General features: G+C 62.2%; 16 protein-coding genes and 3 pseudogenes. 13 read left to right on the plus strand and 6 right to left on the minus strand.

Going from position 1 to position 21,227, the window contains the following annotated elements; all coding sequences use genetic code 11:
- Positions 1 to 44: 44 nt before the first annotated feature.
- Positions 45 to 1,379 (minus strand): D-serine ammonia-lyase, encoded by a 1,335-nt coding sequence (gene dsdA / locus P0D89_RS09195; protein ID WP_408360034.1) that lies wholly within the window; start codon positions 1,377 to 1,379, stop codon positions 45 to 47.
- Between the two features lie 101 nt (positions 1,380 to 1,480).
- On the opposite strand from dsdA, the gene P0D89_RS09200 reads away from it, so the two are divergent.
- The 3 genes and pseudogenes from P0D89_RS09200 (at position 1,481) to P0D89_RS09210 (ending at position 3,641) form a co-directional block, all read left to right on the plus strand.
- The gene (locus P0D89_RS09200; RefSeq protein WP_408360036.1) at positions 1,481 to 2,419 is read left to right on the plus strand and encodes a LysR substrate-binding domain-containing protein; all 939 of its coding nucleotides are present in this window, start codon (positions 1,481 to 1,483) and stop codon (positions 2,417 to 2,419) included.
- Between the two features lie 363 nt (positions 2,420 to 2,782).
- A pseudogene (locus P0D89_RS09205) lies at positions 2,783 to 2,857 on the plus strand (transposase); the annotation flags it as partial.
- A 463-nt stretch (positions 2,858 to 3,320) separates the two neighbouring features.
- Positions 3,321 to 3,641: a hypothetical protein gene (locus tag P0D89_RS09210; RefSeq protein WP_408359990.1), complete on the plus strand. Its 321-nt coding sequence runs from the start codon at positions 3,321 to 3,323 to the stop codon at positions 3,639 to 3,641.
- A gap of 303 nt (positions 3,642 to 3,944) precedes the next feature.
- Here P0D89_RS09210 and P0D89_RS09215 read toward each other — a convergent pair whose 3' ends face one another.
- Positions 3,945 to 4,088, minus strand: coding sequence for a hypothetical protein (locus tag P0D89_RS09215; protein WP_408376428.1), 144 nt, complete (start codon positions 4,086 to 4,088; stop codon positions 3,945 to 3,947).
- 60 nt (positions 4,089 to 4,148) lie between these two features.
- Here P0D89_RS09215 and P0D89_RS09220 point away from each other — a divergent pair, with 60 nt between their 5' ends.
- The 4 genes and pseudogenes from P0D89_RS09220 to P0D89_RS09235 all read left to right on the plus strand — a co-directional run.
- Positions 4,149 to 4,976 carry a glycine betaine ABC transporter substrate-binding protein gene (locus P0D89_RS09220; protein WP_408360038.1) on the plus strand — a complete coding sequence of 276 codons (828 nt, stop codon included), beginning with the start codon at positions 4,149 to 4,151 and terminating at the stop codon, positions 4,974 to 4,976.
- Between the two features lie 302 nt (positions 4,977 to 5,278).
- Positions 5,279 to 6,451, plus strand: a pseudogene (locus P0D89_RS09225) (quaternary amine ABC transporter ATP-binding protein); the annotation flags it as partial.
- The gene (choW, locus tag P0D89_RS09230; protein ID WP_408359992.1) at positions 6,444 to 7,346 is read left to right on the plus strand and encodes a choline ABC transporter permease subunit; all 903 of its coding nucleotides are present in this window, start codon (positions 6,444 to 6,446) and stop codon (positions 7,344 to 7,346) included. The pseudogene P0D89_RS09225 and the gene choW, both read left to right, overlap by 8 nt.
- Positions 7,347 to 7,416: 70 nt before the next feature.
- Positions 7,417 to 8,010, plus strand: a pseudogene (locus tag P0D89_RS09235) (AraC family transcriptional regulator); the annotation flags it as partial.
- A gap of 245 nt (positions 8,011 to 8,255) precedes the next feature.
- Here the strand turns inward: P0D89_RS09235 and P0D89_RS09240 are convergent.
- Positions 8,256 to 9,251: a LysR family transcriptional regulator gene (locus P0D89_RS09240; RefSeq protein ID WP_408376429.1), complete on the minus strand. Its 996-nt coding sequence runs from the start codon at positions 9,249 to 9,251 to the stop codon at positions 8,256 to 8,258.
- Between the two features lie 148 nt (positions 9,252 to 9,399).
- Here P0D89_RS09240 and P0D89_RS09245 point away from each other — a divergent pair, with 148 nt between their 5' ends.
- The 5 genes from P0D89_RS09245 to P0D89_RS09265 all read left to right on the plus strand — a co-directional run bounded on the left by P0D89_RS09245 (position 9,400) and on the right by P0D89_RS09265 (position 14,943).
- The gene (locus P0D89_RS09245) at positions 9,400 to 10,944 is read left to right on the plus strand and encodes an acetolactate synthase large subunit (RefSeq protein ID WP_408359996.1); all 1,545 of its coding nucleotides are present in this window, start codon (positions 9,400 to 9,402) and stop codon (positions 10,942 to 10,944) included.
- A gap of 59 nt (positions 10,945 to 11,003) precedes the next feature.
- Positions 11,004 to 12,443 (plus strand): coniferyl aldehyde dehydrogenase, encoded by a 1,440-nt coding sequence (locus tag P0D89_RS09250; RefSeq protein WP_408359998.1) that lies wholly within the window; start codon positions 11,004 to 11,006, stop codon positions 12,441 to 12,443.
- Between the two features lie 281 nt (positions 12,444 to 12,724).
- Positions 12,725 to 13,141, plus strand: a complete 417-nt coding sequence (locus P0D89_RS09255) for a tautomerase family protein (protein ID WP_408360040.1) — start codon at positions 12,725 to 12,727, stop codon at positions 13,139 to 13,141.
- Positions 13,142 to 13,193: 52 nt separating this feature from the next.
- Positions 13,194 to 14,000 carry an acetoacetate decarboxylase family protein gene (locus P0D89_RS09260; protein WP_408360000.1) on the plus strand — a complete coding sequence of 269 codons (807 nt, stop codon included), beginning with the start codon at positions 13,194 to 13,196 and terminating at the stop codon, positions 13,998 to 14,000.
- A 262-nt stretch (positions 14,001 to 14,262) separates the two neighbouring features.
- Positions 14,263 to 14,943, plus strand: a complete 681-nt coding sequence (locus tag P0D89_RS09265) for a Crp/Fnr family transcriptional regulator (protein ID WP_408360002.1) — start codon at positions 14,263 to 14,265, stop codon at positions 14,941 to 14,943.
- Between the two features lie 53 nt (positions 14,944 to 14,996).
- Here the strand turns inward: P0D89_RS09265 and P0D89_RS09270 are convergent, their stop codons facing one another.
- The 3 genes from P0D89_RS09270 to P0D89_RS09280 all read right to left on the minus strand — a co-directional run bounded on the left by P0D89_RS09270 (position 14,997) and on the right by P0D89_RS09280 (position 18,674).
- A complete protein-coding gene (locus tag P0D89_RS09270; RefSeq protein WP_408360042.1) occupies positions 14,997 to 16,106 on the minus strand; it encodes a porin in 1,110 nt (369 codons plus the stop codon).
- A 442-nt stretch (positions 16,107 to 16,548) separates the two neighbouring features.
- The gene (locus tag P0D89_RS09275; protein WP_408360004.1) at positions 16,549 to 17,697 is read right to left on the minus strand and encodes an alpha-hydroxy acid oxidase; all 1,149 of its coding nucleotides are present in this window, start codon (positions 17,695 to 17,697) and stop codon (positions 16,549 to 16,551) included.
- A gap of 29 nt (positions 17,698 to 17,726) precedes the next feature.
- Complete coding sequence (locus tag P0D89_RS09280) at positions 17,727 to 18,674, minus strand: LysR substrate-binding domain-containing protein (protein ID WP_408360006.1); 948 nt, start codon at positions 18,672 to 18,674, stop codon at positions 17,727 to 17,729.
- A gap of 170 nt (positions 18,675 to 18,844) precedes the next feature.
- Between P0D89_RS09280 and P0D89_RS09285 the strand changes: the two genes are divergently transcribed.
- Complete coding sequence (locus P0D89_RS09285) at positions 18,845 to 21,148, plus strand: FAD-binding and (Fe-S)-binding domain-containing protein (protein WP_408360008.1); 2,304 nt, start codon at positions 18,845 to 18,847, stop codon at positions 21,146 to 21,148.
- Positions 21,149 to 21,227: the final 79 nt, after the last annotated feature.

The following is a 21,227-nucleotide window of genomic DNA, read 5'->3' on the forward strand; positions in this document are numbered from 1 at the left end:
AGGATGCTGTTATGGACGGTTCGCGGCGATGCCCTGCAGGGGTCTCAGGCGAGTTCATCCTGCGCCGCAAGCACTTGGCCTCTCGCCTGAAACTGCTCGTGTTCTTCGCGCGGCACTAACGAACCGCCTGTTGTCCAAACGATATGGGTGGCGCTAGCCATGTGACGCTCCAGCCCGTGCTGGCGAAGATAGGCTTGACCTTGGTCGCTGCGCGTCAGCCATCGCGGTCCGTCGAATCCGGCGGCGGCCGATGGCTCGAGCAGTACGCCTTCGGTTTGCGCCACGCGATGGAGGTGGACATACAGTTGCGCGTCCGTGACGGTAAACACGCCCGAGACCTGAGAGCGCATCAGCCGACTCACCAAAGGCGACGCCTGGCCGACGGCGAGGCCATCGGCTTCGGTGCGATTGTCCAGCCCAATGTCATAGACCGACGTGGACGCAGTCTCGCCCGCCGCCAATTGCACCAACATGCACGGCGACGCCACGGGTTCGGCGAAAAAGCAGTGTACGTGTTCAAAAAAAAGCGCTTTGAGGCCGAAGGTGATGCCGCCGGGCGCGCCACCGACACCGCACGGAATGTAGACAAACAAAGGATGCGTAGCATCTACGGGACGATTCAATGCCGCCAATTGGCTCGCTAGCCGCCGCGCGGCGACTGCATAGCCCAGAAACAGCATCAGGGAATTCTCGTCGTCGACGAAATAGCCTTTGGGGTCAGCGAGCGATTGCGCTCGCCCGGCCGCCACCGCTTGCGCGTAGTCGCCCGCGTGCTCGACCACCTGAACGCCACAACTTCTTAAACGATCCTTCTTCCAGCCCTTGGCTTCCGTCGACATATGCACCACCGATCGAAATCCCAAGGCGGCAGCCATGACGCCGATGCTCAAGCCCAGATTGCCGGTGCTGCCGACGCTCACGGTGTATTGAGCAAACAACTCCCGGGCTGCGTCGCCCGCGAGTGCTCGCCGGTCGCCATCATGGGCGAGCACGCCGTGTTCTAGCGCCAGCTTTTCCGCGAACGCCAGTACTTCGTGAAAGCCTCCACGTGCTTTGACCGACCCGGCGATGGGCAGCGCATGATCGCTTTTGATAAACCACGCAGCGTCAGGCTCAGTAGCGTTTCCCATCGCCTGCTGGAGTTGCTCGACACGCGTCAGCGGCGATTCGATCAGGCCCGCGCTTCTTTGCAATTCGGGAAAGAGATGCGCCATCAGGCCCGCGCAACGTCCTAAGCGGGCATCTGCCTCGTCGATGTCGGCGGCGCCCGGTGAATCTTCAGGCAACGCATTTCCTAGTGCGGCGTTGAGCCACAGCAAAGGAGTACGGTTCTGTAGTCTGACTAATAGATCTGGGGCAATTGCAGGAACGGTGGTAATCACGCCGGGTACCTATGCTTGGTGTTTTGAATGCGGCGAATATAGGGCATGGGCGCCGGCCAAAAAAGCTATAATTTCTATTCAACGCATTAGTCTGGCTAATACATATGCCCCTCGATTCCTCGCTGCTGGGCGGCTTGCGCTGCTTCGAAGTGGCGGCGCGCCTGCTCAGTTTTACCAAGGCGGCGGCTGAGCTGAGCTTGACGCAGGGGGCGGTTAGTCAGCACATTCGACATCTCGAAGACCGGCTGGGTTACTCTCTGTTCACGCGCAAGCACCGCTCCCTTGTCCTGACGCAGAAAGGTGCGACGTTGTTCGAATGCACGAGAAACGCGTTTCTCAGCATGGAGACAACGATCAATAATCTTGGGCGATCCAATGCACCCTTACAGATCAATTGCTCGCCATCATTTGCCTTACAGTGGTTGATGCCGCGTCTGGTCGAGTTTCATCGCCTGCACACGGACATACCGGTGCGCGTGAAGGCTGAATTTCAATTGCTGGATCGACAGACCATGTTGGCCAATGACATCGACGTGGCAATTCGCTTTGATCCCGGGCAGTACGAAACGATCCGCGCGATACCGATACTCGACGAATATCTGCTGCCGGTGGCAACACCGCAATATCTGGCGGAGCACCCCGAGTTTGCCGCGGGTCGATCGCTCAAGGGGATCGAACTATTGCATGACTTCTCGCCATGGGATGGAGCGCCTGAGTTCATCGAATGGCGCACCTGGTTGGAGACTGCTCGGCCCGAATGGCTCGGAGCGGTGGCGGGGCCGCAGTTCAATCTGGCGAGCCTCGCGATCAGTGCGGCCTTGAGTCATCAAGGCGTCGCCGTGGCGCGCACTGCGCTCGTCTACGAAGAGCTCGAGCATGGCCGCCTCGTCAACATCTTTAGCCGCCTCGTGCCTGCGCCGGCCCGCTACATGCTGCTCACCGAGCGGGAGGACGATGCCCGGGTGGCCGCTTTTTCGAACTGGCTGATGGATGAATGCAATCGCTTTAGCGACGCACGGGCCAAGCTGCTGCTATGACAAACATAATCTGAAATGTGCTGCCGCCGGCCGAAGAGTTGGGCCCGGAAATTCGGATGCTCGGGCGTGGGCGTATGCGCCGAAACGGCGGTTAGACGTCGGAATGCAAGGCAAAGTGCAGACCGACACGCGCTACGTGATGAGTTAGCTGGCGGCCAATGCCTGTCACATCCAGCACCTCGCTCGCACTCAATGGGCGGTTGAAAAAGGCCTGCATGGGCCCCTGAATATCACTTTCAATAGTGAGGGCGGCCAGACCCGACTACGCAACGCCGCGCTGAATTTCTCCTTCCTGCGCCGGCTCGCGATCAATCTGTTCGGCACCGATTCCTCACGCGCGCTCAGCTTGCCAAAGAAGCGTAACGCTATACGCACCGCGTGGAGATCTCGAATCAGCGCCTGGTCGCATTCGATGAACGCGGCGTCATTTTCCACCCGTAGGACTACCAGGCAAAGAGGCGAACCCGCTACAGCTGATTGATCCAATTAAAGATCATGCGTCGATCGGAACGCGCAGAGAAGCACTCATCGACCGGTTGAATCCGCAACCCACTCCGGCCATTGGACCCCGCGGCAGCTTACCGAATACCTGCGGACATTAAAGCGTGCGCGCTGGCCGGCACTCGGGACAATAGTTCGCGACTTACATGACGAAATGTCAGTGCGACGGGTGGTGCCAGGTATTGCCGCAGCAGCAGTTGCTACTGGACGTGTGGGGGCCATCCATATCAAGGGCTACGCACGAAGGTCGCGCTGCGCATGCGCCAATTAGCGACAGCGTTCAACAGACCTCCCGACGGACTGCTCAAAGTTGCCGGTTCCGAGCCGCGTTGACGGCATTTTTATGCGTCGAACCGGATCTTTTTCGGCGCCTTGATGCCTCATTTGCTGAAATGACAGCATGCAAACGATATCGAAGGGCAGTGACATGTTACGTTTGCTGATTCCGGTCGTTCATCACGAAGGCGCGCTGAAGGCCGCGCGCCATGCGGCTTTTCTCCTTGCCGAGCGCTGCGTGGCCGGGGGCGAGCTGATGGAAGTCCTCGAGCCGCCAGAACAAGGCCGAATGTCAGCATTCCATTCCCCCGGTGCCTTGCGCCTGCAGCAGAAGCGCGCGATGCTTCGCGCGTTGAAACAGACCTGTGCAATCCTTGACGACGAGGCCAGGGCTTTCGCATCGCAGTATTCACCCGACTTCCGGGAAGGCGCTATGACAGCGTGATCCTGAGCAAGCCAGAGGTTGCCAACCGTGCGCTTGCCAGGTGGTCACCGCGCCTCGAGTTGCGTCATCGCGATGCGGCTCGCGCGGCTCGAAGCGCGGAGGCATCGCAAGCCGCTATCGAAGCATGATTTTCGGCTATCCGCATCGATTTCATCGTAGCGCGTGAATCACGGTCCTGCAGCAAACAACTGACGACGGCGTGAATCGCCGATCAAGACCTGCCAGACAGGATATCTGTACAACATCATCAAACAGGACCAAGGTTCAATCGATCGCCGTACCGCCCCGGGTTGGAATTGACATTTACGTTGGATCCGCATCCTGTTTAACGGCATCCAGATGATCAAACGCATGATCGCCAACAGGCAGATGGGCGGCAGCGGCATCGGGCTGGCTGCGGCCTGATCGGCCAAAGCCAGCGGTTTTCTCCTTATGGTTGACAAGCAAAGGAAATCCATGAAGAAGGGTCTCAAAAAGCTGTTGCTGTGCAGTGTGTTGAGCACCGCGATGGTTGCGACGATGAGTACAGCCGTCAGTGCGGCTGCGGACACCAAACCGCCAATCAAGATTGGCTATGTCGAAGGTTGGGACGACAGCGTCGCAACATCGAACGTGGCCGCACGCATTATAGAGAAGCGACTGGGCTATCCGGTTCAACTCGTGCCTGTGGCAGCAGGTGTCATGTGGCAGGGCGTCGCGCGGGGCGATCTTGATGCGACGTTGTCAGCGTGGCTGCCGGCGACACATGGCGCGTACTGGGAACAGTTCAAAGGGAAGGTGACCGATCTTGGCACCAATTTCAAGGATGCGAAGATTGGTTTGGTCGTGCCGGCTAGCGTGCCCGAGAATAGCGTTGCCGATCTCGAAGCGCACAAAGCGGATTTCAATGACCGTATCGTGGGGATCGACGCAGGTGCGGGCGTGATGAAGAAAGCCGACGACGCCATCAAGGCTTATAACCTCAGCCTGACGTTGATGCCGAGCTCGGGCAGCGCGATGACGGCGGAACTCGCTCGGCGGATGAATGGGAGCAAGCCGGTTGTTGTGACTGGCTGGGCGCCGCACTGGATGTTTGCCAAGTGGAAGCTCAAATTTCTGGACGATCCCAAGAAGGTATTTGGCGGCGCCGAGCATGTTGATTGCGTGATCAACCCGCAGCTCGAGACGAAGGCCGCACCTGTGGTTGCGTTCCTTAAGAAATTCCAGTGGAAACCGGGTGAGATCGATAGCGTCATGCTGGCGACCGAGAATGGCAGCAAGCCTACGGCTGCGGCCGATGCGTGGATTGCGGCGCACGCGGATCGCGTGGATAGCTGGGTTACTGAGACGCAATGACTTCTTGGTTTCGTGGCGCCTACCTGATGTCGGTGGCGAGATCCACCTGCTCTTTTTGCGTGTTTCTCGCGTTCGCGCTGATAGGGGTAGACGTACGTCCCGTTCAAATCATGGTGGTTTGATCCAAAGAATCCCTATTGATCAATCGCTTGTGCAGTCACCGATTGCGCGAAAGCCCCCGAACGGCCGAGCCCTCTGAAAGCCGCTCTGCGCGCGACTACTGCCCTGATTTGCACGGCGGGTACGAAAAGCCACGGAGGCAACAATGTGCAGGCCGGCGCCTGCACCACAAGGACATGAATTCAATGGATTCCCCAAAAGTCGTGGTCAAAGGTCTGTGTAAGGTGTTCGGGAATAATCCCAGGGCGGCGGTCGATCTGCTTGCGCGCGGCGCCACCAAGGACGAGATCTTTTCGAAGACCGGCCAGATCGTCGGCGTTCACAATGTTTCCTTCGACGTTCAGGAAGGCGAGATCTTCGTGTTGATGGGCCTGTCGGGCTCGGGCAAATCCACGTTGATCCGTCTGATTAACCGGCTGGTCGAGCCGACCGCGGGCAAGGTGCTCGTCGACGGCCGCGATATCGCCGCCGTGCGGCGCTCCGAACTGACGTCGCTGCGTCGCACCGACATGAGCATGGTGTTCCAGTCATTCGCGTTGATGCCGCAGCGCACGGTGCTGTCGAATGCCGCGTTCGGCCTCGAAGTGGGCGGCGTGGGCCGCAAGGAGCGGGAAAAGCGCGCGCTGGACGTGCTCGAACAGGTTGGGCTTGCGCCGTTTGCGCAGAAGCTGCCCGCTGAACTGTCGGGCGGCATGCAGCAGCGCGTCGGCCTTGCGCGGGCGCTTGCGGTCAACCCTTCGCTGATGATCATGGACGAGGCGTTCTCCGCACTCGATCCGCTGAAGCGCAAGGAAATGCAGAACGTGCTGCTGGAACTGCAGAAGAACCAGCGGCGCACGATCATGTTCGTCTCGCACGATCTCGAAGAGGCGCTGCGCATCGGCAACCGGATCGCGATCATGGAAGGCGGCCGCGTGGTGCAGATCGGCACGCCGCAGGACATCATCAGCAATCCGGCCGACGATTATGTGCGCGCTTTTTTTGAAGGCGTCGACACGAGCCGCTATCTGACCGCGGGCGATCTGATGCAGACGAACGGCGTGCCGCTGCTGCGCAATCTCGATCAGTCGAGTGTCGCCGAATCGCTGAACGGCAGCGCCGAATTTGCGTTCGTGCTCGACGCTGGGGAACGCATTCAGGGCTTCGTCACACGCGATGCGATCGGCAACGCGTCGCCGCTGGTGAATAAGGTCGAGTGTCTGTCGCGCGGTGCGTCGCTCGATCATGTCGTGTTGCGCGTCTGTGCGAATCCGACCGCGCTGCCCGTCGTCGACGAAGAGGGCTGCTATTGCGGTTCGGTCGATCAGGCGGTGGTCCTGAAGGTTCTTACGCGTCATCGAGGTGCCCATGTCTGAGATCATTCCGCTCGGCCGCTGGGTCGACCAGTCCGTTCACTATCTGCTCGATCACGATGCCAGCACGTTCGATTCGATCGGCAAGGCAATCGAGAGCTTCGCCGCGCTGATCGAACACGGCCTGCAGGCGATCCCGATGTGGGCACTGATGGCGTTCTTCATCGGCATCGGCTTGTGGCGGGTCGGCTGGCGCTTCGCGCTATTCGCGACGCTATCGCTCCTGCTGATCTATGCAACCGGCTTCTGGGACCAGACGGTCATCACGCTGGGCCTCACGCTGTCGTCGACGTTGATCAGCCTGCTGTTCGGCATTCCGCTCGGCATCTGGACCGCGAAGAACAAACATGTCGCGATGGTCGTGCGGCCGATTCTCGATCTGATGCAGACGATGCCCGCATTCGTCTATCTGATTCCGGCGGCGATGCTGTTCGGCCTCGGCCGCGTGCCGGGCATTCTGTCGACGGTGATTTTCGCGATGCCGCCCGCGGTGCGTCTGACGAGCCTCGGTATCCGCCATGTGAATCGCGAGATCGTCGAAGCGGGGCAGGCGTTCGGCTGCACGTCGTGGCAACTGCTGTACAAGGTGCAGTTTCCCAACGCGTTGCCGTCGATCATGCAGGGCGTCAACCAGACGATCATGCTGGCGCTGTCGATGGTGATCATCGCGTCGATGGTCGGCGCGGGCGGTCTCGGCAACGATGTGCTCGCGAGCATCCAGCGTCTGGATATCGGCCTCGGCTTCCAAAGCGGCTTGTCGGTCGTGCTGCTCGCAATCATTCTGGACCGCATTACCGAGAGCTTCGGCCGCTCCCCCGGCACGGCCAGCGCGCCGCGCTTCGCAGGCCTGCGCAGTGTGACGCGCGTACGACGGGAGCGGCCGGTCGCACAGAGCTGAACAGGTAAAGAGCAGCATGCCGCCGCGAAAACCACCAACTTTCGCGACCGCCAGACCTACCGTAAGCATCATGGAGAGTGAAGTGACGTCAGCCACGAATGAATTGCCGTTGCCGAGCCTTGCGCATTTTGGCTTTCTCACGCTGCCCGGCTTTTCGATGATCGCGTGCACGAGCGCGGTTGAGGTGCTGCGCATGGCGAATTACGTCGACCGCGCGCAGCACTATCGATGGTCGATCCTTACGCCCGACGGCGTGCCAGTGCGCGCCAGCAACGGCATCACGCTCAAACCGGCGTGCACGCTTGAAGAAGCGGGCAGGCCGGATGTGCTGATCGTCTGCGGCGGCACGCAAATCCGCAGTGCGGTGGATAGCAGCGTCAGGAAGTTGCTCGGCGATGTCGCGCAGCAGGGCGTACCACTCGGCGGCATGTGCACCGGTGCGTATGCGCTGATGTCGGTGGGGTTGCTCGACAACTACCGCTGCACCGTGGATTGGGAAGACCTGTCCGTGCTGCGCAAGGAATTTCCGCGAGTGCATTTTGCAGACCAACTGTTCGTGATCGACCGCGATCGCCTGACGTGCGCCGGCGGTACCGCGCCGCTTGATTTGATGCTCAATCTCGTCTGCAGCCGGCTCGGGCAGAACGTTGCCGCGCAGATATCGCTCGAGTTGAAATCGTTCGGGCCGACGCCCCGGCCGCAGAGCTGGGTGTCACGCGGCCGATGGCTGCGTTGATGGAGCGAGTGGATGACACAGCCTACGGCGCGCGCAGTGGTGGACGGGCCAACTTCCGTCCGAGGGTTTGATTGGAAGCAGCCGTTCGGCGCCGTCTCGTGAAAACGCTAGCGAGGCCCTATCGATCGACCGTAATTTCCCAGTTTCAAACGGAACGATTTTGTGGGACAGGATCAGCGACGGCATCCCCCATCCGTGCCGCGCCTTTTCGTCTTCCCTTCTGGCTTGATGAGAGTATTGATAGAAATTGCGTCGCGTTCCAGCGCGAGCGGCAGCTCTGCCTTCAAAAGCTCGATCCACGCCCGCGTCTTCGCTTCAAGAAACTTTCTCGAAGGCATCAGCACATAGACACCGACATCAGGCGAGCGCCACTGAGGCAAGACACGCACGAGTTCACCTCTGCGCAACTCGTCCAGCACAGCAAATCCCGGCAACAGCGCAATGCCTAATCCGCTGCAAGCCGCGCGCCGAACCACCTCTGGATAATTGCCGACCAGCGGCCCCGCAGGCTGAATCGAATAAGCCGTCTTCCCATCCGTCAACTCCCAATCGAGCGTGGTCGACGGGTTGACGAGGCGCAGGCATGCATGGCCGGCCAGGTCGCTTATGGTCTTCGGCGCTCCGTAACGCGCAAGATAGTCCGGCGCGGCGCACAGCACCCCGTGAACCGAACCCAGCCGTTGCGCAACGATGCTCGAGTCCGACAGTCGTTGCGTGAGATAGACGCTTACATCCACGCCTTCCGCGAGCAGATCAGGCACGTATTGCGAGGCACTGTACTCCACGCTCACCGCGGGATACATCGAACAGTACTTCGCCACGAGCGGCGCCACGTACCGATCGCCGAAGCTCGCCATGCAGAGCACCCTCAGTCGCCCTGTCGGCTGGATGCGCGCTCCGCTCGCTTCGCTTTCCGCTTCCGTCACCAGTTCGAGGATCGTTCGGCACTGGCTCACGTAGAGCTCGCCGGCTGTCGTGACCGACATGCGTCGCGTCGTCCGCTGGAGCAGCTTCGTCTGCAAACGATTCTCCAGCTCGGAAACGAGCCGCGATACCTGCGCCGTCGTCAGCTCCATGTGCGTGCTCGCCGCCGTGAAGCTGCCAGCGTCCACTACCCGCACGAACGCCGTCATCGCGTGCAGCAATCCATAGTCGAGATTCTTGCGCATGACGTAACAATTTTTCGGATCAGACGGTATTTTCGCACAGAGAGCAAGTAGTTAGGATCAGCCCGTACGTCGATGCACGACGTCTGGGCCCCTGAAACAAGCATTGGGGGCAAAGCCTGATTGATTCGTTCGATATCGAGGTGATCCTATGAACGGCGCTGAAAGTCTGTTGCATTCGCTGATCGCGAGTGGTGTGAATGTTTGCTTCGGGAACCCGGGCACGTCCGAGATGCATTTTGTGGCGGCACTGGATGCAGTCGACGGCATGCGCCCTATTCTCGGCCTGTTCGAAGGCGTCGTCACCGGCGCCGCCGACGGCTACGGAAGAATGGCGGGCAAGCCCGCCGCCACCTTGCTCCATCTCGGCCCCGGCCTTGCAAACGGGCTGGCCAATCTTCACAACGCACGCCGCGCGTCGAGCCCGGTCGTTAATATCGTCGGCGATCATGCATCGACGCATGCCCGCTTCGAAGCACCGCTGACCTCCGATATCAAAGGCTTCGCGCGGCCCGTCTCGCACTGGATTCACTCGTCGAGCAGTGCGTTGACCGTCGGCGCCGATGCCGCCCGGGCGGTGCAGGCTTCCATGGAAGGCGCGGGCCAGGTTGCGACGCTCATCCTGCCTGCCGACACGGCCTGGTCGCAGGCCGACGCTGCTGCCGCGCCACTGCCCACGCCGGCGCCTGCGCTGGTGAGCGGCGAAACCATCGATCGTATTGCCGCGCTTGCCCGCACCGGCGTGCGGACCGCTTTCCTGCTGAGAGGCAAGGCCTTGCAGGAACAGGGGCTGCGCGCGGCTGGCCAGATCGCTGCAAAGACCGGCGCCCGCCTGCTCTGCGACACCTTCGCTCCGCGTTTGCAGCGTGGCGCCGGACGCGTGCCGGTCGAGCGCCTGCCCTACTTCGCTGAACAGGTAGTCGAGTTCCTCGCGGGCACGGAACTGCTCGTGCTGGTCGGTGCACAACCACCCGTCAGCTTCTTCGCCTACCCGGACAAGCCGAGCTGGCTGACGCCGCAAGGTTGCCGCATCGCGGTCCTGGCTCATCCGCATGAAGACGGCACGGCCGCACTCGAATCGCTGGTCGAAGCGCTCGGCGCGCAGCATGCCATCTCACGTGCAAGCGATCGTCAGGATATCGAATTTTCTCCGAATGGCCCACTCGACGGCGAATCGATCATGCGTAGCGTCGCGAGGCACCTCCCCGAGAACGCCATCATCACCGAAGAGGCGTCTCTGGCCATGGCGCACTACGGCCTGACCGAGTCGGCCGCTCCGCATGATTTCCTCACCCTCACTGGCGGCGCGATCGGCAGCATGATGCCCGTTTCGATCGGTGCCGGCGTTGCGTGCCCAGAGCGCAAGGTCGTCAACCTCGTGGGCGACGGTAGCGCGATGTACACGCTTCAATCTTTGTGGACGATGGCGCGCGAAAACATCGACGTCGTGACCGTCATCTACTCGAACGGCGGCTACAGGATTCTCGCGAACGAGCTCAAGCGCGTAGGCGCCCGCACGGATGGCGCTCATGCCGCCTCCATGTTCGATCTCGGCAATCCGTCGCTCGACTGGGTCGCCCTCGCACGGGGCATGGGCGTCGAGGCCATCCGTGCCGAATCGAGAGAAACCTTCGATAGCTCGCTCGCGCACGCGATGAAGCGTAGGGGCCCAATGCTGATCGAGGCGGTCATCTGAGCGGCGCCTTCGTGCCCAGTCGTTTGCTCGAGTCATTGAAAACCAAGGAGAAGTCAATCATGCCGATTAATTTCAGGCTGCCGGCCGAGCCGTCTGCCGCCCGGATCCACGCCCAACTCGATGCCATGAAAGCGGCGCAGCTCAGGGACGGAGCGCCTTCGGCCGCACTGCGCAAGGACCGCATCGATCGCGCAATCGCCCTGTTGCGCTCGAACAAGGGCGCACTCGTCGACGCGATCAGTGCCGACTATAGCTGCCGCGGCAAGCAGCAGACCTTGCTCGCCGATATCCTCGCGTCGATCGAGGGATTGCGCTTCAATCGCGAGCATCTCGATGCATGGATGGCGCAGCCGGCCACGACCGAGCCATTTCCCGGCGTCAAGGCAAAGGTCGAGTATCAGCCGCTTGGCGTCGTTGGCATCATCAGTCCGTGGAATTTCCCCATCGTGCTGGCATTCGGGCCGCTCGCGGGCGCGTTCGCGGCGGGCAACCGCGCCATCATCAAGCCGTCCGAGCTGACGCCCGTCACTTCGGAGCTGCTGGCCGAGCTGATCGCGCGTGCCTTCGACAGCGACGAGTTGACCACCGTGCTCGGCGGTGCAGAAACGGGCGCGGCGTTCAGCGCGCAGCCGTTCGACCATCTGGTGTTCACGGGCAGCACGCAAGTCGCGCACAGCGTCATGCGCGCGGCATCGGGCAACCTCGTGCCCGTGACGCTGGAGCTTGGCGGCAAGTCGCCCGTTCTCGTGAGCAAGGACGCCGACCTGCAACGCGCCGCGCAGCGCGTCATGACGGTGAAGACATTCAACGCCGGGCAGATCTGCCTCGCGCCGGACTATGTACTGATCCCCGCCGGGCGCATCGATGCGTTCGTCGAGCACGCGAAGGCGGCGGTCTCGCAGATGTATCCGTCCATTCGCGAGAATCCCGATTACACGGCGATGATCAACGTGCGTGGGTTCGAGCGCCAGCTCTCGCTCGTCGACGATGCGCGTCAGCAGGGCGCCAAGGTCGTGAGCCTCGCCCCTGCGGACGAAGACCTCTCTGATCCCGCAGTGCGCAAGATGGCGCCGACCCTTATCACCGGGACGGCCGATACGATGCGCGTGATGCAAGATGAGATTTTCGGTCCGGTACTGCCGGTAGTGACCTACGAAACGTTTGACGAAGCGCTGGCGTATGTCAACGCGCGCCCGCGCCCGCTCGCACTCTACTACTTCGGCGATGACGCGGCCGGGCACGAGCAGGTTTCGGCGCGGACCACGTCGGGGGCGCTCGTCGTGAATGATGCGATGACGCACGTGTTCTTCGACACGCTGCCGTTCGGTGGCGTAGGCGCATCCGGCATGGGCCACTATCACGGTGAGTACGGTTACCGCACGTTCAGCCACGCGAAGCCCGTCGTGGTTCAAAGCGCGGGCGGCGAATCGAATCTCCTGATGCGCGCGCCGTATCTGGCGGCTACCGAGGCCGCTGTCAACGGCATGATCGACGGCTGACGTCTGTCCGGCCGCCACGTTCGCGCAGCGAAGGGCAGGTCTCTGTCCGGACCGCCCTCGTTGAAGCCCTCATCCCGCATTGAGTCGCAACAAACCTCCCCTGATGGGGGGATCGTCGTGGCGACGCAAAAGCGCGGAAGATTGGAGTGCGAAGCGATCTGGCTTTCGCTCCCCGAAAGATTTAGAAATCTCATCGCAGCAATGCGGGGCGATTGTTGGACAAGCTCGGCGAGCCGCCTAAGATTTGCCGCAGCAATCTCTAAACGGAGTTTTCCATGCCAATGACACATGTCTCGATGCGCACCGGTCAGTCTGCGCAATTCCGCAACGCCGTCCTGAAGAGCATTCATGAGTCGCTTCACGAGGCCCTGGGTATCCACCCGGAAGCGTTCTTCATGACGATCACCGAACATGAGGAAGCCAACTTCCTCGCGAACATGACGTTCCCGTTCGAACGGAGTCCGAACCTGCTGCTGATCCAGATCACGCTGACCGCCGGCCGGGGCGCCGAAGACAAGAAGCGCTTCTACGAGCACCTCGTCGCGAAGCTTCAGACCAGTTCCGGCGTAGATCCGGCGGATGTCTTCATCAACATCATCGAGGTCGCCAGCGAGAACTGGTCGCCCGGTAAAGGGCTGGCGGGCCGCAACTCCGTCATTCCCGCCACCGGCGCGCCGGCAACGACGGCCGCCAGTTAATCCGCGGACGCCCTCCTCCTTTACGTCGTTCCTCATTCAATCCGGAGTCACCATGCCGAAGCAATATGCCGTTCCCCTTTCGCCCCGCGGTCTTTCGAGCATCGCGCCCCCGCCGCCCTGGCACTATGCCGGCGACTTCATCCTCGTCGAGTTCTGGGCCGATCCCGCCGCTGCGGCTGCGGTGCTCCCCGCAGGTCTCACCGCCGATCCGGCCTCGCCAGGCCATGCAACGGCCCTGTTCATCGACTGGCAATTCACGGCCGCTGACGATGAGATGGTCGATCCGGCGCGCTATCAGTACCGCGAGTTCTTCATCCTCATTGACGCCCTGTACGACGGCAAGCCGGTCTCGTATTGCCCGTACATCTTCGTGGACAACGATTCCGCGATGATGCGCGGCCTGATTCAAGGTTTCCCGAAGCGCTATGGTCAGGTGCATCAGACGCGGACGTTCGCTGTGCGAAGCCCGGCGGCAGCGCCGGTCGCTGCCGGTACGCGCTTTGCCGCCACCGCATCGGCCGCAGGCCAGCGTCTCGCGCGCGCCGAAGTGAAGCTGGAGTCGGCCGTGGAAGACGTGTCGAAGCTGAGCCTCGCCGGCCGCCCGGTTGTCAATCTGCGTTACTTTCCGCGTCTAGCCGCCGGCCAGCATGAAACGCCGGCCGTGAACGAACTCGTGCTTTCGGTCATGGACAATGCGCAAATTGCCGACGTGTGGACCGGAGAGGGCACGCTCTCGCTGCCGCTCGCAGAAGGCGAAGAGATTTCAGATCTGGCGCCAGTGCGCGTCGGCGCCGGCTTTCGCGGCTCGATGGCGTACAGCGTGACGGACCTCAAGACGCTTGTCGACAACTCGAAATAAGCCGCAAAGGCAATCCGAGGGCTGCGGCGCCCCCGTCGACGCGGGGGCGCCTTTTCGAGTTCTCTTGCAATGCCCCTCTCAATGTTGATGAACGTGCTGGACTCGTGCCGAAGCGGCGACAGCCAGAGACGCCGGGCGGCACGCGGCATGGCGAGACGCGAGCAGGACTTTTCACGGCGTTCGTCCGATAATATGCCCGTGGCGCGGACAATCAGCACCGCGCTCGAACATCGATACACCCTGATCGCCGCCAATGGCTCTCATGACCGACACGTCCGATTCAATGCGGACGAACCAGTGGTTCAGCGCCCTGCCAGCCGCGGAGCAGGAGGCTCTGATCCGACGAAGCGACCTGGTCACGCTGGGCCCAGGGGAATATCTGTTCCACCGGGGTGATGCGCCAACTGGCTTCTACGGGATCGTGAGCGGCCGGCTAAAGGCGTTCACACTCCGCGAAGACGGCAAGGAGGCGATCCTCTCCGTCATCGAAGCGGGTAACTGGTTTGGACAGACATCCCTGACGAGCAGGCAACCTCGGCCACGCGATGTCGTGGCGCTCGACCGTTCCACTATCTTCGTGGTGAGAACGACCGCCTTCGAAGAACTGATGCAGAGCACCGCATTTGTCCGCGCGATCGCCGAATTGCAGTCGATTCATATGAACTGGCTCTATCGCATTGTCGAAGACGCCACGCTCCATTCGACGCGCGCACGCATCGCCCGCCGCCTGCTGCTGTTAGCCTCAGGCGACGTCACGCTCTCGCCCCAGTGCCGACAGGACGTGAGCCTTTCGCGGGACACGCTGGCGATGATGCTCGGCATCACACGCCAGACGCTCTCTCTGGAACTCAAGGCCATGGCGGAAAAGGGCGCAATCACACTCCGTTACGGTCGAATTGAAATCCGCTCGAAAGACATACTCGCGTCCTTTCAGGACGATTGATGATTGCGCCTGGCAATCGCATCCAGCGCTCACAGCCAAGAAAGTTTGCCGGCCTAGAAGAGGTGCCGCAAGCCAGCCGTCACACCAAGCTGTGTCGACGTGAAGGCCGAGCTCACGGCGTTGATGCCCTGGAACTGCGCGCCGATCATGCCGCCCCGGTACTGCGAGTAGTCGACCTCCAGGTACGTATCCGTGCGTTTCGACCAGTTATAGTCGGCGAGAAGCTGGAATTGCGTTGCGTTGCCATCCGCAGACGGGGTCTTGCCGGTCTGGATCGTGCGCCAGACGTTGGCCGAAAGATGCGTCGCAAGGCCGATTTGCTGGGTCACGCCGCCAAAGAACATCTGCCGCACGCTGAAGGTGTTGAACTTCAGGGCGGTCAACGCGGGCTCGGTGAACGGGCCGTTCGGGAAGTTCCCGACAAAGCCCGCATCCTGCCGATTGACGGCCCAGCCGGCGGTCACCGTGGTCGAGTCGAAGGTGTATGACCCGCCGGCAGTCCAGGATTTGAAGTGCGCCGAGGCGTTCACGGCGTCGCGCGAGTCGAGATAAGCGACGGCGAGGTTCAGCGGCGCCCCAGGCAGATACAGGAGCGACGCGCCAATCTGACTGCCCGCGCCGAAGTGGCCCGCCGTGCCGCCAAACGCATAGGAAACTTCACCGGTCAGGTACTGCCAGCGCGCTGCGTACTTGACCATGTTGCTCGTCCATACGCCTTGGGCCATCGTGACTTCGGGACGGAACTGATAGAACGTGGGCAGCCAGCGGTTCGTCGCGAAGGCGCTGACCACAGCGTCGGACAGGGGATTGATCTGGCGTCCCATCGTCAGTTTGCCGTAGGTGTTCGACTGGAGCCCGACAAAGGCAGTGTTGAAGAACGGATAGGCCGGGTCGGTTTGGCCGGAATTCGGGAAGAACCGGTTCTCCATGGTGAACACAACCTTGGTGCCGCCCCCTATGTCTTCCGCGCCCTTGATGCCGAACGTGCTCTCGCTCGCGCCACTCACCATCTGAACCCTGGAATCGCCTGCCGGATTCGCATGCGTCGTATAGCGAATGCCCGCATCGACCAGTCCGTAGAGCGTCACAGACGTTTGTGCAGCCGCCGAAACGGAATACAGCGTCACGACCGAGATTGCGCCGGCCAGTGCGTGCAGGCGCAGCCCTGCTGTATCGCCACGATTTCTCCTCTTGCTGCGGTTACGCTTTCCCGAAACAGCATTGCCCAACAATCTCCTAGCCTGCCTCATGTGACAACTCCAACCTTATGTTTATATTGGACTACGAATCATTCAGAGCCGAACCTTCGCTCACGCACCTGGACTCGGTGTGAGGTGAGCTTCGCTAGTGCGCGTCGCTCCCATGTACACACCTTGCCCGGGAAGTCGCGCTCAAACCGTCAGAAAACTTACATTTCCCGACAGGCTTGCACTGCGGTCCGCGACGCAACGCTCGCAGTGGGATGGATTCGGACGGGATAACCCCGAAAAGGCAAGAAATCTGGCAGAGTTCGACGCAATCAGCGCGATACCCTTCGGCGCCGTTCGGTGCGCACCTCGAGGCAGGTGTGGCGCCACCGCGACAACGCGGTTCAAGCCGCGCTCTCTACGTGCCGCACGTCGCGAGAATGTCAGGGCCGACCGCAGCGATATCCGTGCATCCGCATAGCGCCATGGTCGTATCGAGTTCGGCCGCGATGATCTCGAGACTCTTGCGCACGCCGCCCTCTCCCGCTGCCGCGAGGACATACAGGAACGCCCGGCCGATCATCGTGCCGCGTGCGCCCAACGCCACGGCCTTCAGCACGTCCTGGCCGGTCCTGACGCCGCTGTCGAGCCACACTTCGACGCGCTCGCCCACGGCGGCCACGATAGCGGGCAACGCCTGAACGGAAGAAACCGCGCCGTCCAGCTGACGCCCGCCGTGATTCGACACGACGATGACATCGGCCCCGGCTTCGACGGCGCGCCGCGCATCGCGCGTATCCAGAATCCCTTTCAGGATCAGCTTCCCGTTCCAGAGCTTGCCAATCCATTCGATGTCCGCCCAGGTCATGGTCGGGTCGAACTGGTCTTTCACCCAGGAGGCCAGCGAAGACATGTCGTCGACACCCTTGACGTGGCCGACGATGTTGCCGAAATGGCGGCGCTTCGCCCGCGCGATGCCCCACGACCAGGCCGGCTTGGCCGCCATGTTCAGGAGATTGGCGAGCGTCATACGCGGCGGCGTGGAAAGGCCGTTCCTGACGTCCTTGTGGCGCTGACCGCCGACCTGCAGATCCATCGTGACGACGAGCGCGGTGCAGCCCGCGCCTGCGGCGCGCTGAATCAGCCGCTCGATGAACGCCCGGTCGCGCATGACATAGAGCTGGAACCAGAACGGCGCGGCAACGCTCTGCGCGACATCTTCGATCGAGCAAATGCTCATGGTCGACAGCGTGAACGGCACGCCAAAGCGCTGCGCGGCGCGCGCCGCAAGGATTTCGCCGTTCCCTCTGATCATCCCGGTAAGCCCTGTCGGCGCGAGCGCGACCGGCATCGCGACCTGGCGGCCGGCCATGACGGTCTCGAGTTTCCTCGCGTCGATGTTGACGCCGACACGCTGGCGCAAACGGACTTGCCGTAAATCGGCTTCGTTGGCGCGATAAGTCGACTCCGTGTACGAGCCGGAGTCCACGTAGTCGTAGAACATACGCGGAATGCGCCGCTCGGCCACGGCGCGAAGATCTTCGATGCATGCGATCGGGTTGGACATTGACTCACTCCAGTTGGATCGGAGTGATGCTACTTGCCCGCCTCGCTCGCATCCGCGACATTTTTTCCGGAGCGCCCCGAAAGATATTCCGAGGCCTCCTCGCTCGCCCGCGCGCAAATGCCAACCAGCCAGTCCGCGAACTCGCCCGCGGCCCCGTACGATGAGTGAGGCATCAGATAGTACGGCGGCACGGGGCACGTGATAGCGGGAAAGAGAGCCACGAGTGAGCCCGCCGCCAACCAGGGAAGGGCAAGCGTTGGCCTCCCAAGCGCAATGCCCTGGCCGCTCACCGCGGCTTCGAGCAACAAGCCAAGGTCCATCAGCCTCGGGCCACTCTCCGGCTCCGCCCAGTCGAGGCCAGCGGCGTGCAGCCACGGTGTCCAGGGTTCCAACGAGGTTCGCAGCAGCGGCGCCGACGCCAGATCCTCCGGATTGCGCAGCGGCTCGATCGACCTCAGGAGCGTTGGCGCGATCAGCGGCGTCGCGCAATCGCGCATCAAGATCGTGCAGCCGGCTTCGACGGGGTCGCCGCCTCGAATCCACAAATCGGTATCGCCGGGCGGGCTGTCCGGATATGGCGTACTCAGGACGAGCTCCAGGTCCACGGACGCGTAACGCCCCGTGAACTCCTGGAGCTTCGGGGCGACGATCTGGCGTGCAAAGGTCGGCGCGCACACGCGCAGGCGCTCTTTGCGCTGGTCATCGGGCTGATGCAGCGGCACCGCCGCCAGCATCCGCAAAGGTCCAACCACTTGCTGAAGATACTCTCGCCCGATGTCGGTCAGCACCAGCGTTCTGCCGCTTCTGTCCAGCAGTTGCACGCCAAGCAACTGCTCGACCGCGGCGACGCGCTTGGCGGCCGCACTGCCAGTCACGCAAAGCATCTCGGCCGCGCGCTCGAACGTGCCATACCGGGCGGCGGCCTCGAATGCCAGAAGCCCATCGAGAGAGGGAACGCGAAGACGGGCGAGGTTCATATCCGAGGATCCAGTCGAACGATCCAGAAGATCATCGACGCAAAGCGAAACGGCACGGACCGCACCGCGTCAGTAGAAAAACCCCGAACTGTTGGGTTTCTTGCAGTCTGGCCGTTGACGTCAGGGTAACTTCGTCGACTTGCTCTCCCATTGTATGCGGCAGGCTCGACATGAAAAAGCTGTTCTCCCCAGACCCAACCCGGATTGGCCGCCCCGAAGGCCCGCCCGCCGATGACGCCGTGCCCGAGGCGCTGCTCGATGGTACGCCGGCCCCGTTGAAGTCGGCGCTAGAGAATCTGCTGGGAAACGGGCGCGTACTCCATCGCGTCGTCGACCTCGTTCGCTACGCGTCGGACGCAAGTCCGTACCGGCTCATTCCTCAGGTGGTGGTCGAAGCGCACGATGCCGATGACGTCGCGAAGGTGCTGAAATTCTGCAGCGAAACGGGGCGCCACGCGACCTTCCGGGCTGCCGGCACGAGCCTCAACGGACAAGCCCAGTCAGATGACATTCTGATCGACGTCCGCAACCATTTCGCCGGTATCGTGTCGATTGCGAAAGACGGCACGCAGCTCAAGGCGCGTGCGGGCACCATCCTTGCCCACGCGAACGTCCACCTCTCATGCCACGGACGCAAGCTCGGCCCCGATCCCGCCAGCGCCAATGTCTGCACCTTGGGCGGCGTCGTGAGCAACAATGCCGGTGGCATGCGCTGTCGCGTCAGTCAGGATGCCTATCACACGGTCAGCGCAATGAGCCTCGCGCTCGCCTCCGGCACGAAGATCGACACGACAAGCGCCGACGCCGAACGACAGTTCGCCGCGCAGGAGCCCGCGCTCGCCGCCGGCCTGATGTCCCTCAAGTCCGAGATCATGGCCGACCAGGCGTTCGTCGAGCGAATCCGCCAGAAGTACGCTATTCGCAACACGCACGGGTTCAGGCTCGACGCCTTCCTCGATGGCGATACGCCGCTCGGGATTTTCCGGCGCCTGCTGGTCGGCTCGGAAGGGACGCTGGGATTCGTCTCCGACGTGACCTTCGAAACCGTTCCGAGCGCGCCCGTGACGAGCGTAGCCTGGCTCGCATTCCCGTCGATCGATGCCGCCATTGCCCTGGTGCCGGAACTCGTGGAACGCGGGGCGCAGGCCGTGGAGCTGATGGTCGCTCCTGCCTTGCGCGCCGCCGCCGAGGCCTTTCCCGGCACGCCGGACTATTGGCGAACGCTCGACCCCGAAGCCGCGGCGCTGCTGGTGGAATTGGGCGCCCAGGACACCGCAGAGCTGACGGCCAAAGCAGCGGATATCTTCGAATTGGCCTCGAAAGCGAACCTGATTGCGGACCCGATCCTGACCAACCGCACGGAGGCGATCGAGCTTGCCTGGTTCGTGCGCGAAGGATTGCTCGGCCTCGTCGGCAAGCAGCGCCCGGTCGGATCGATGCTGATCGTCGAAGATGTCTGCTTCCCGCCTTCGAAACTCGCGCATGCCACGCGCGACCTTCAGGCGCTGCTGCGGCGGCACGGTTTCATTCCCGGCGTGGCAGGCCATGCGGCCCACGGCAACCTGCACTTCACGCTGACCGCAAAGCTCGACAAAGAAGAAGAACGCTCGCGCTACTCGAAGTTCATGGAGGAACTGGTCCAGCTCGTCGTCAAGCAATACGACGGTTCGCTGAAGGCTGAACACGGAACCGGGCTCAACATGGCGCCGTTTCTCGAGCAGGAATGGGGCGAGCGCGCGACGGCGATGATGTGGCGGGTCAAGCTGCTGGCCGACCCTCATGGTGTGCTCGCGCCCAACGTCATCCTCACACGAGACAAGCAGATTCATCTGAAGGGCCTCAAGACTCAGCCTGGCATCGAGACTACGGCCAATGCGAGCTTGTGTATCGAATGCGGCTTTTGCGAGTCGGTCTGCCCAAGCCGCAACGTCACGATGACGCCGCGGCAACGTATCGTTGTGCGAAGGGAAATGGCTCGCCAGCCGGAGGGGTCGGGTCTGCTTCAACGCCTTCAGGAGCAGTACCAGTACGACGCGATTCAAACGTGCGCGGGAGACGGCACCTGCGGGCTCCCCTGCCCGATTGAAATCAACACGGGCGAACTGATGCGCGAGTTCCGTCACGCGACGCAAACCGCCAGGTCGGAAGGCGCCGCACGCTTCGTCGCGCAGCGCTGGGATGGCGTCGAACGGGCAAGCAAGGTCGCCCTGCACGGCGCTCGCTACATGGGCGAAGCGCTTGGCTGGAAGACCGTGCGTGCCGTGGCCGACACGGCCCGCCGGTTTGCCAGCAACGACATCGTTCCGACCGTCCCCGGCCCGCTGCCGAAACCGGCCCGCGCCCTGCCGGTCACCCGTCGCGACACCGCGGACGCGGTCTACTTCACCGCGTGCGTCAACCGGATGTTCGGCCGCGATCCCGATGCGCCCGACGACGCGCTTTCGATCCAGGAGGCGCTCATCGCCGTATCGTGATGAACTCCACAAGCAGGATGCCGGATTCCCGCAAAGCCTTATGGCGGAAGGCAGCCGATTCCAACAAACGTCTGGAAAG

The organism is Paraburkholderia sp. RL18-085-BIA-A (assembly GCF_046027075.1).
GTDB lineage: Bacteria > Pseudomonadota > Gammaproteobacteria > Burkholderiales > Burkholderiaceae > Paraburkholderia.

Bases quoted from the DNA above. Each gene is read 5' to 3' on its own strand.
- P0D89_RS09210 (WP_408359990.1), top strand. From the start codon at position 3,321: ATGCAAACGATATCGAAGGGCAGTGACATGTTACGTTTGCTGATTCCG.
- P0D89_RS09220 (WP_408360038.1), top strand. From the start codon at position 4,149: ATGGTTGCGACGATGAGTACAGCCGTCAGTGCGGCTGCGGACACCAAA.
- choW (WP_408359992.1), top strand. From the start codon at position 6,444: ATGTCTGAGATCATTCCGCTCGGCCGCTGGGTCGACCAGTCCGTTCAC.
- P0D89_RS09240 (WP_408376429.1), bottom strand. From the start codon at position 9,251: ATGCGCAAGAATCTCGACTATGGATTGCTGCACGCGATGACGGCGTTC.
- P0D89_RS09245 (WP_408359996.1), top strand. From the start codon at position 9,400: ATGAACGGCGCTGAAAGTCTGTTGCATTCGCTGATCGCGAGTGGTGTG.
- P0D89_RS09250 (WP_408359998.1), top strand. From the start codon at position 11,004: ATGCCGATTAATTTCAGGCTGCCGGCCGAGCCGTCTGCCGCCCGGATC.
- P0D89_RS09255 (WP_408360040.1), top strand. From the start codon at position 12,725: ATGACACATGTCTCGATGCGCACCGGTCAGTCTGCGCAATTCCGCAAC.
- P0D89_RS09260 (WP_408360000.1), top strand. From the start codon at position 13,194: ATGCCGAAGCAATATGCCGTTCCCCTTTCGCCCCGCGGTCTTTCGAGC.
- P0D89_RS09265 (WP_408360002.1), top strand. From the start codon at position 14,263: ATGACCGACACGTCCGATTCAATGCGGACGAACCAGTGGTTCAGCGCC.
- P0D89_RS09275 (WP_408360004.1), bottom strand. From the start codon at position 17,697: ATGTCCAACCCGATCGCATGCATCGAAGATCTTCGCGCCGTGGCCGAG.
- P0D89_RS09280 (WP_408360006.1), bottom strand. From the start codon at position 18,674: ATGAACCTCGCCCGTCTTCGCGTTCCCTCTCTCGATGGGCTTCTGGCA.
- P0D89_RS09285 (WP_408360008.1), top strand. From the start codon at position 18,845: ATGAAAAAGCTGTTCTCCCCAGACCCAACCCGGATTGGCCGCCCCGAA.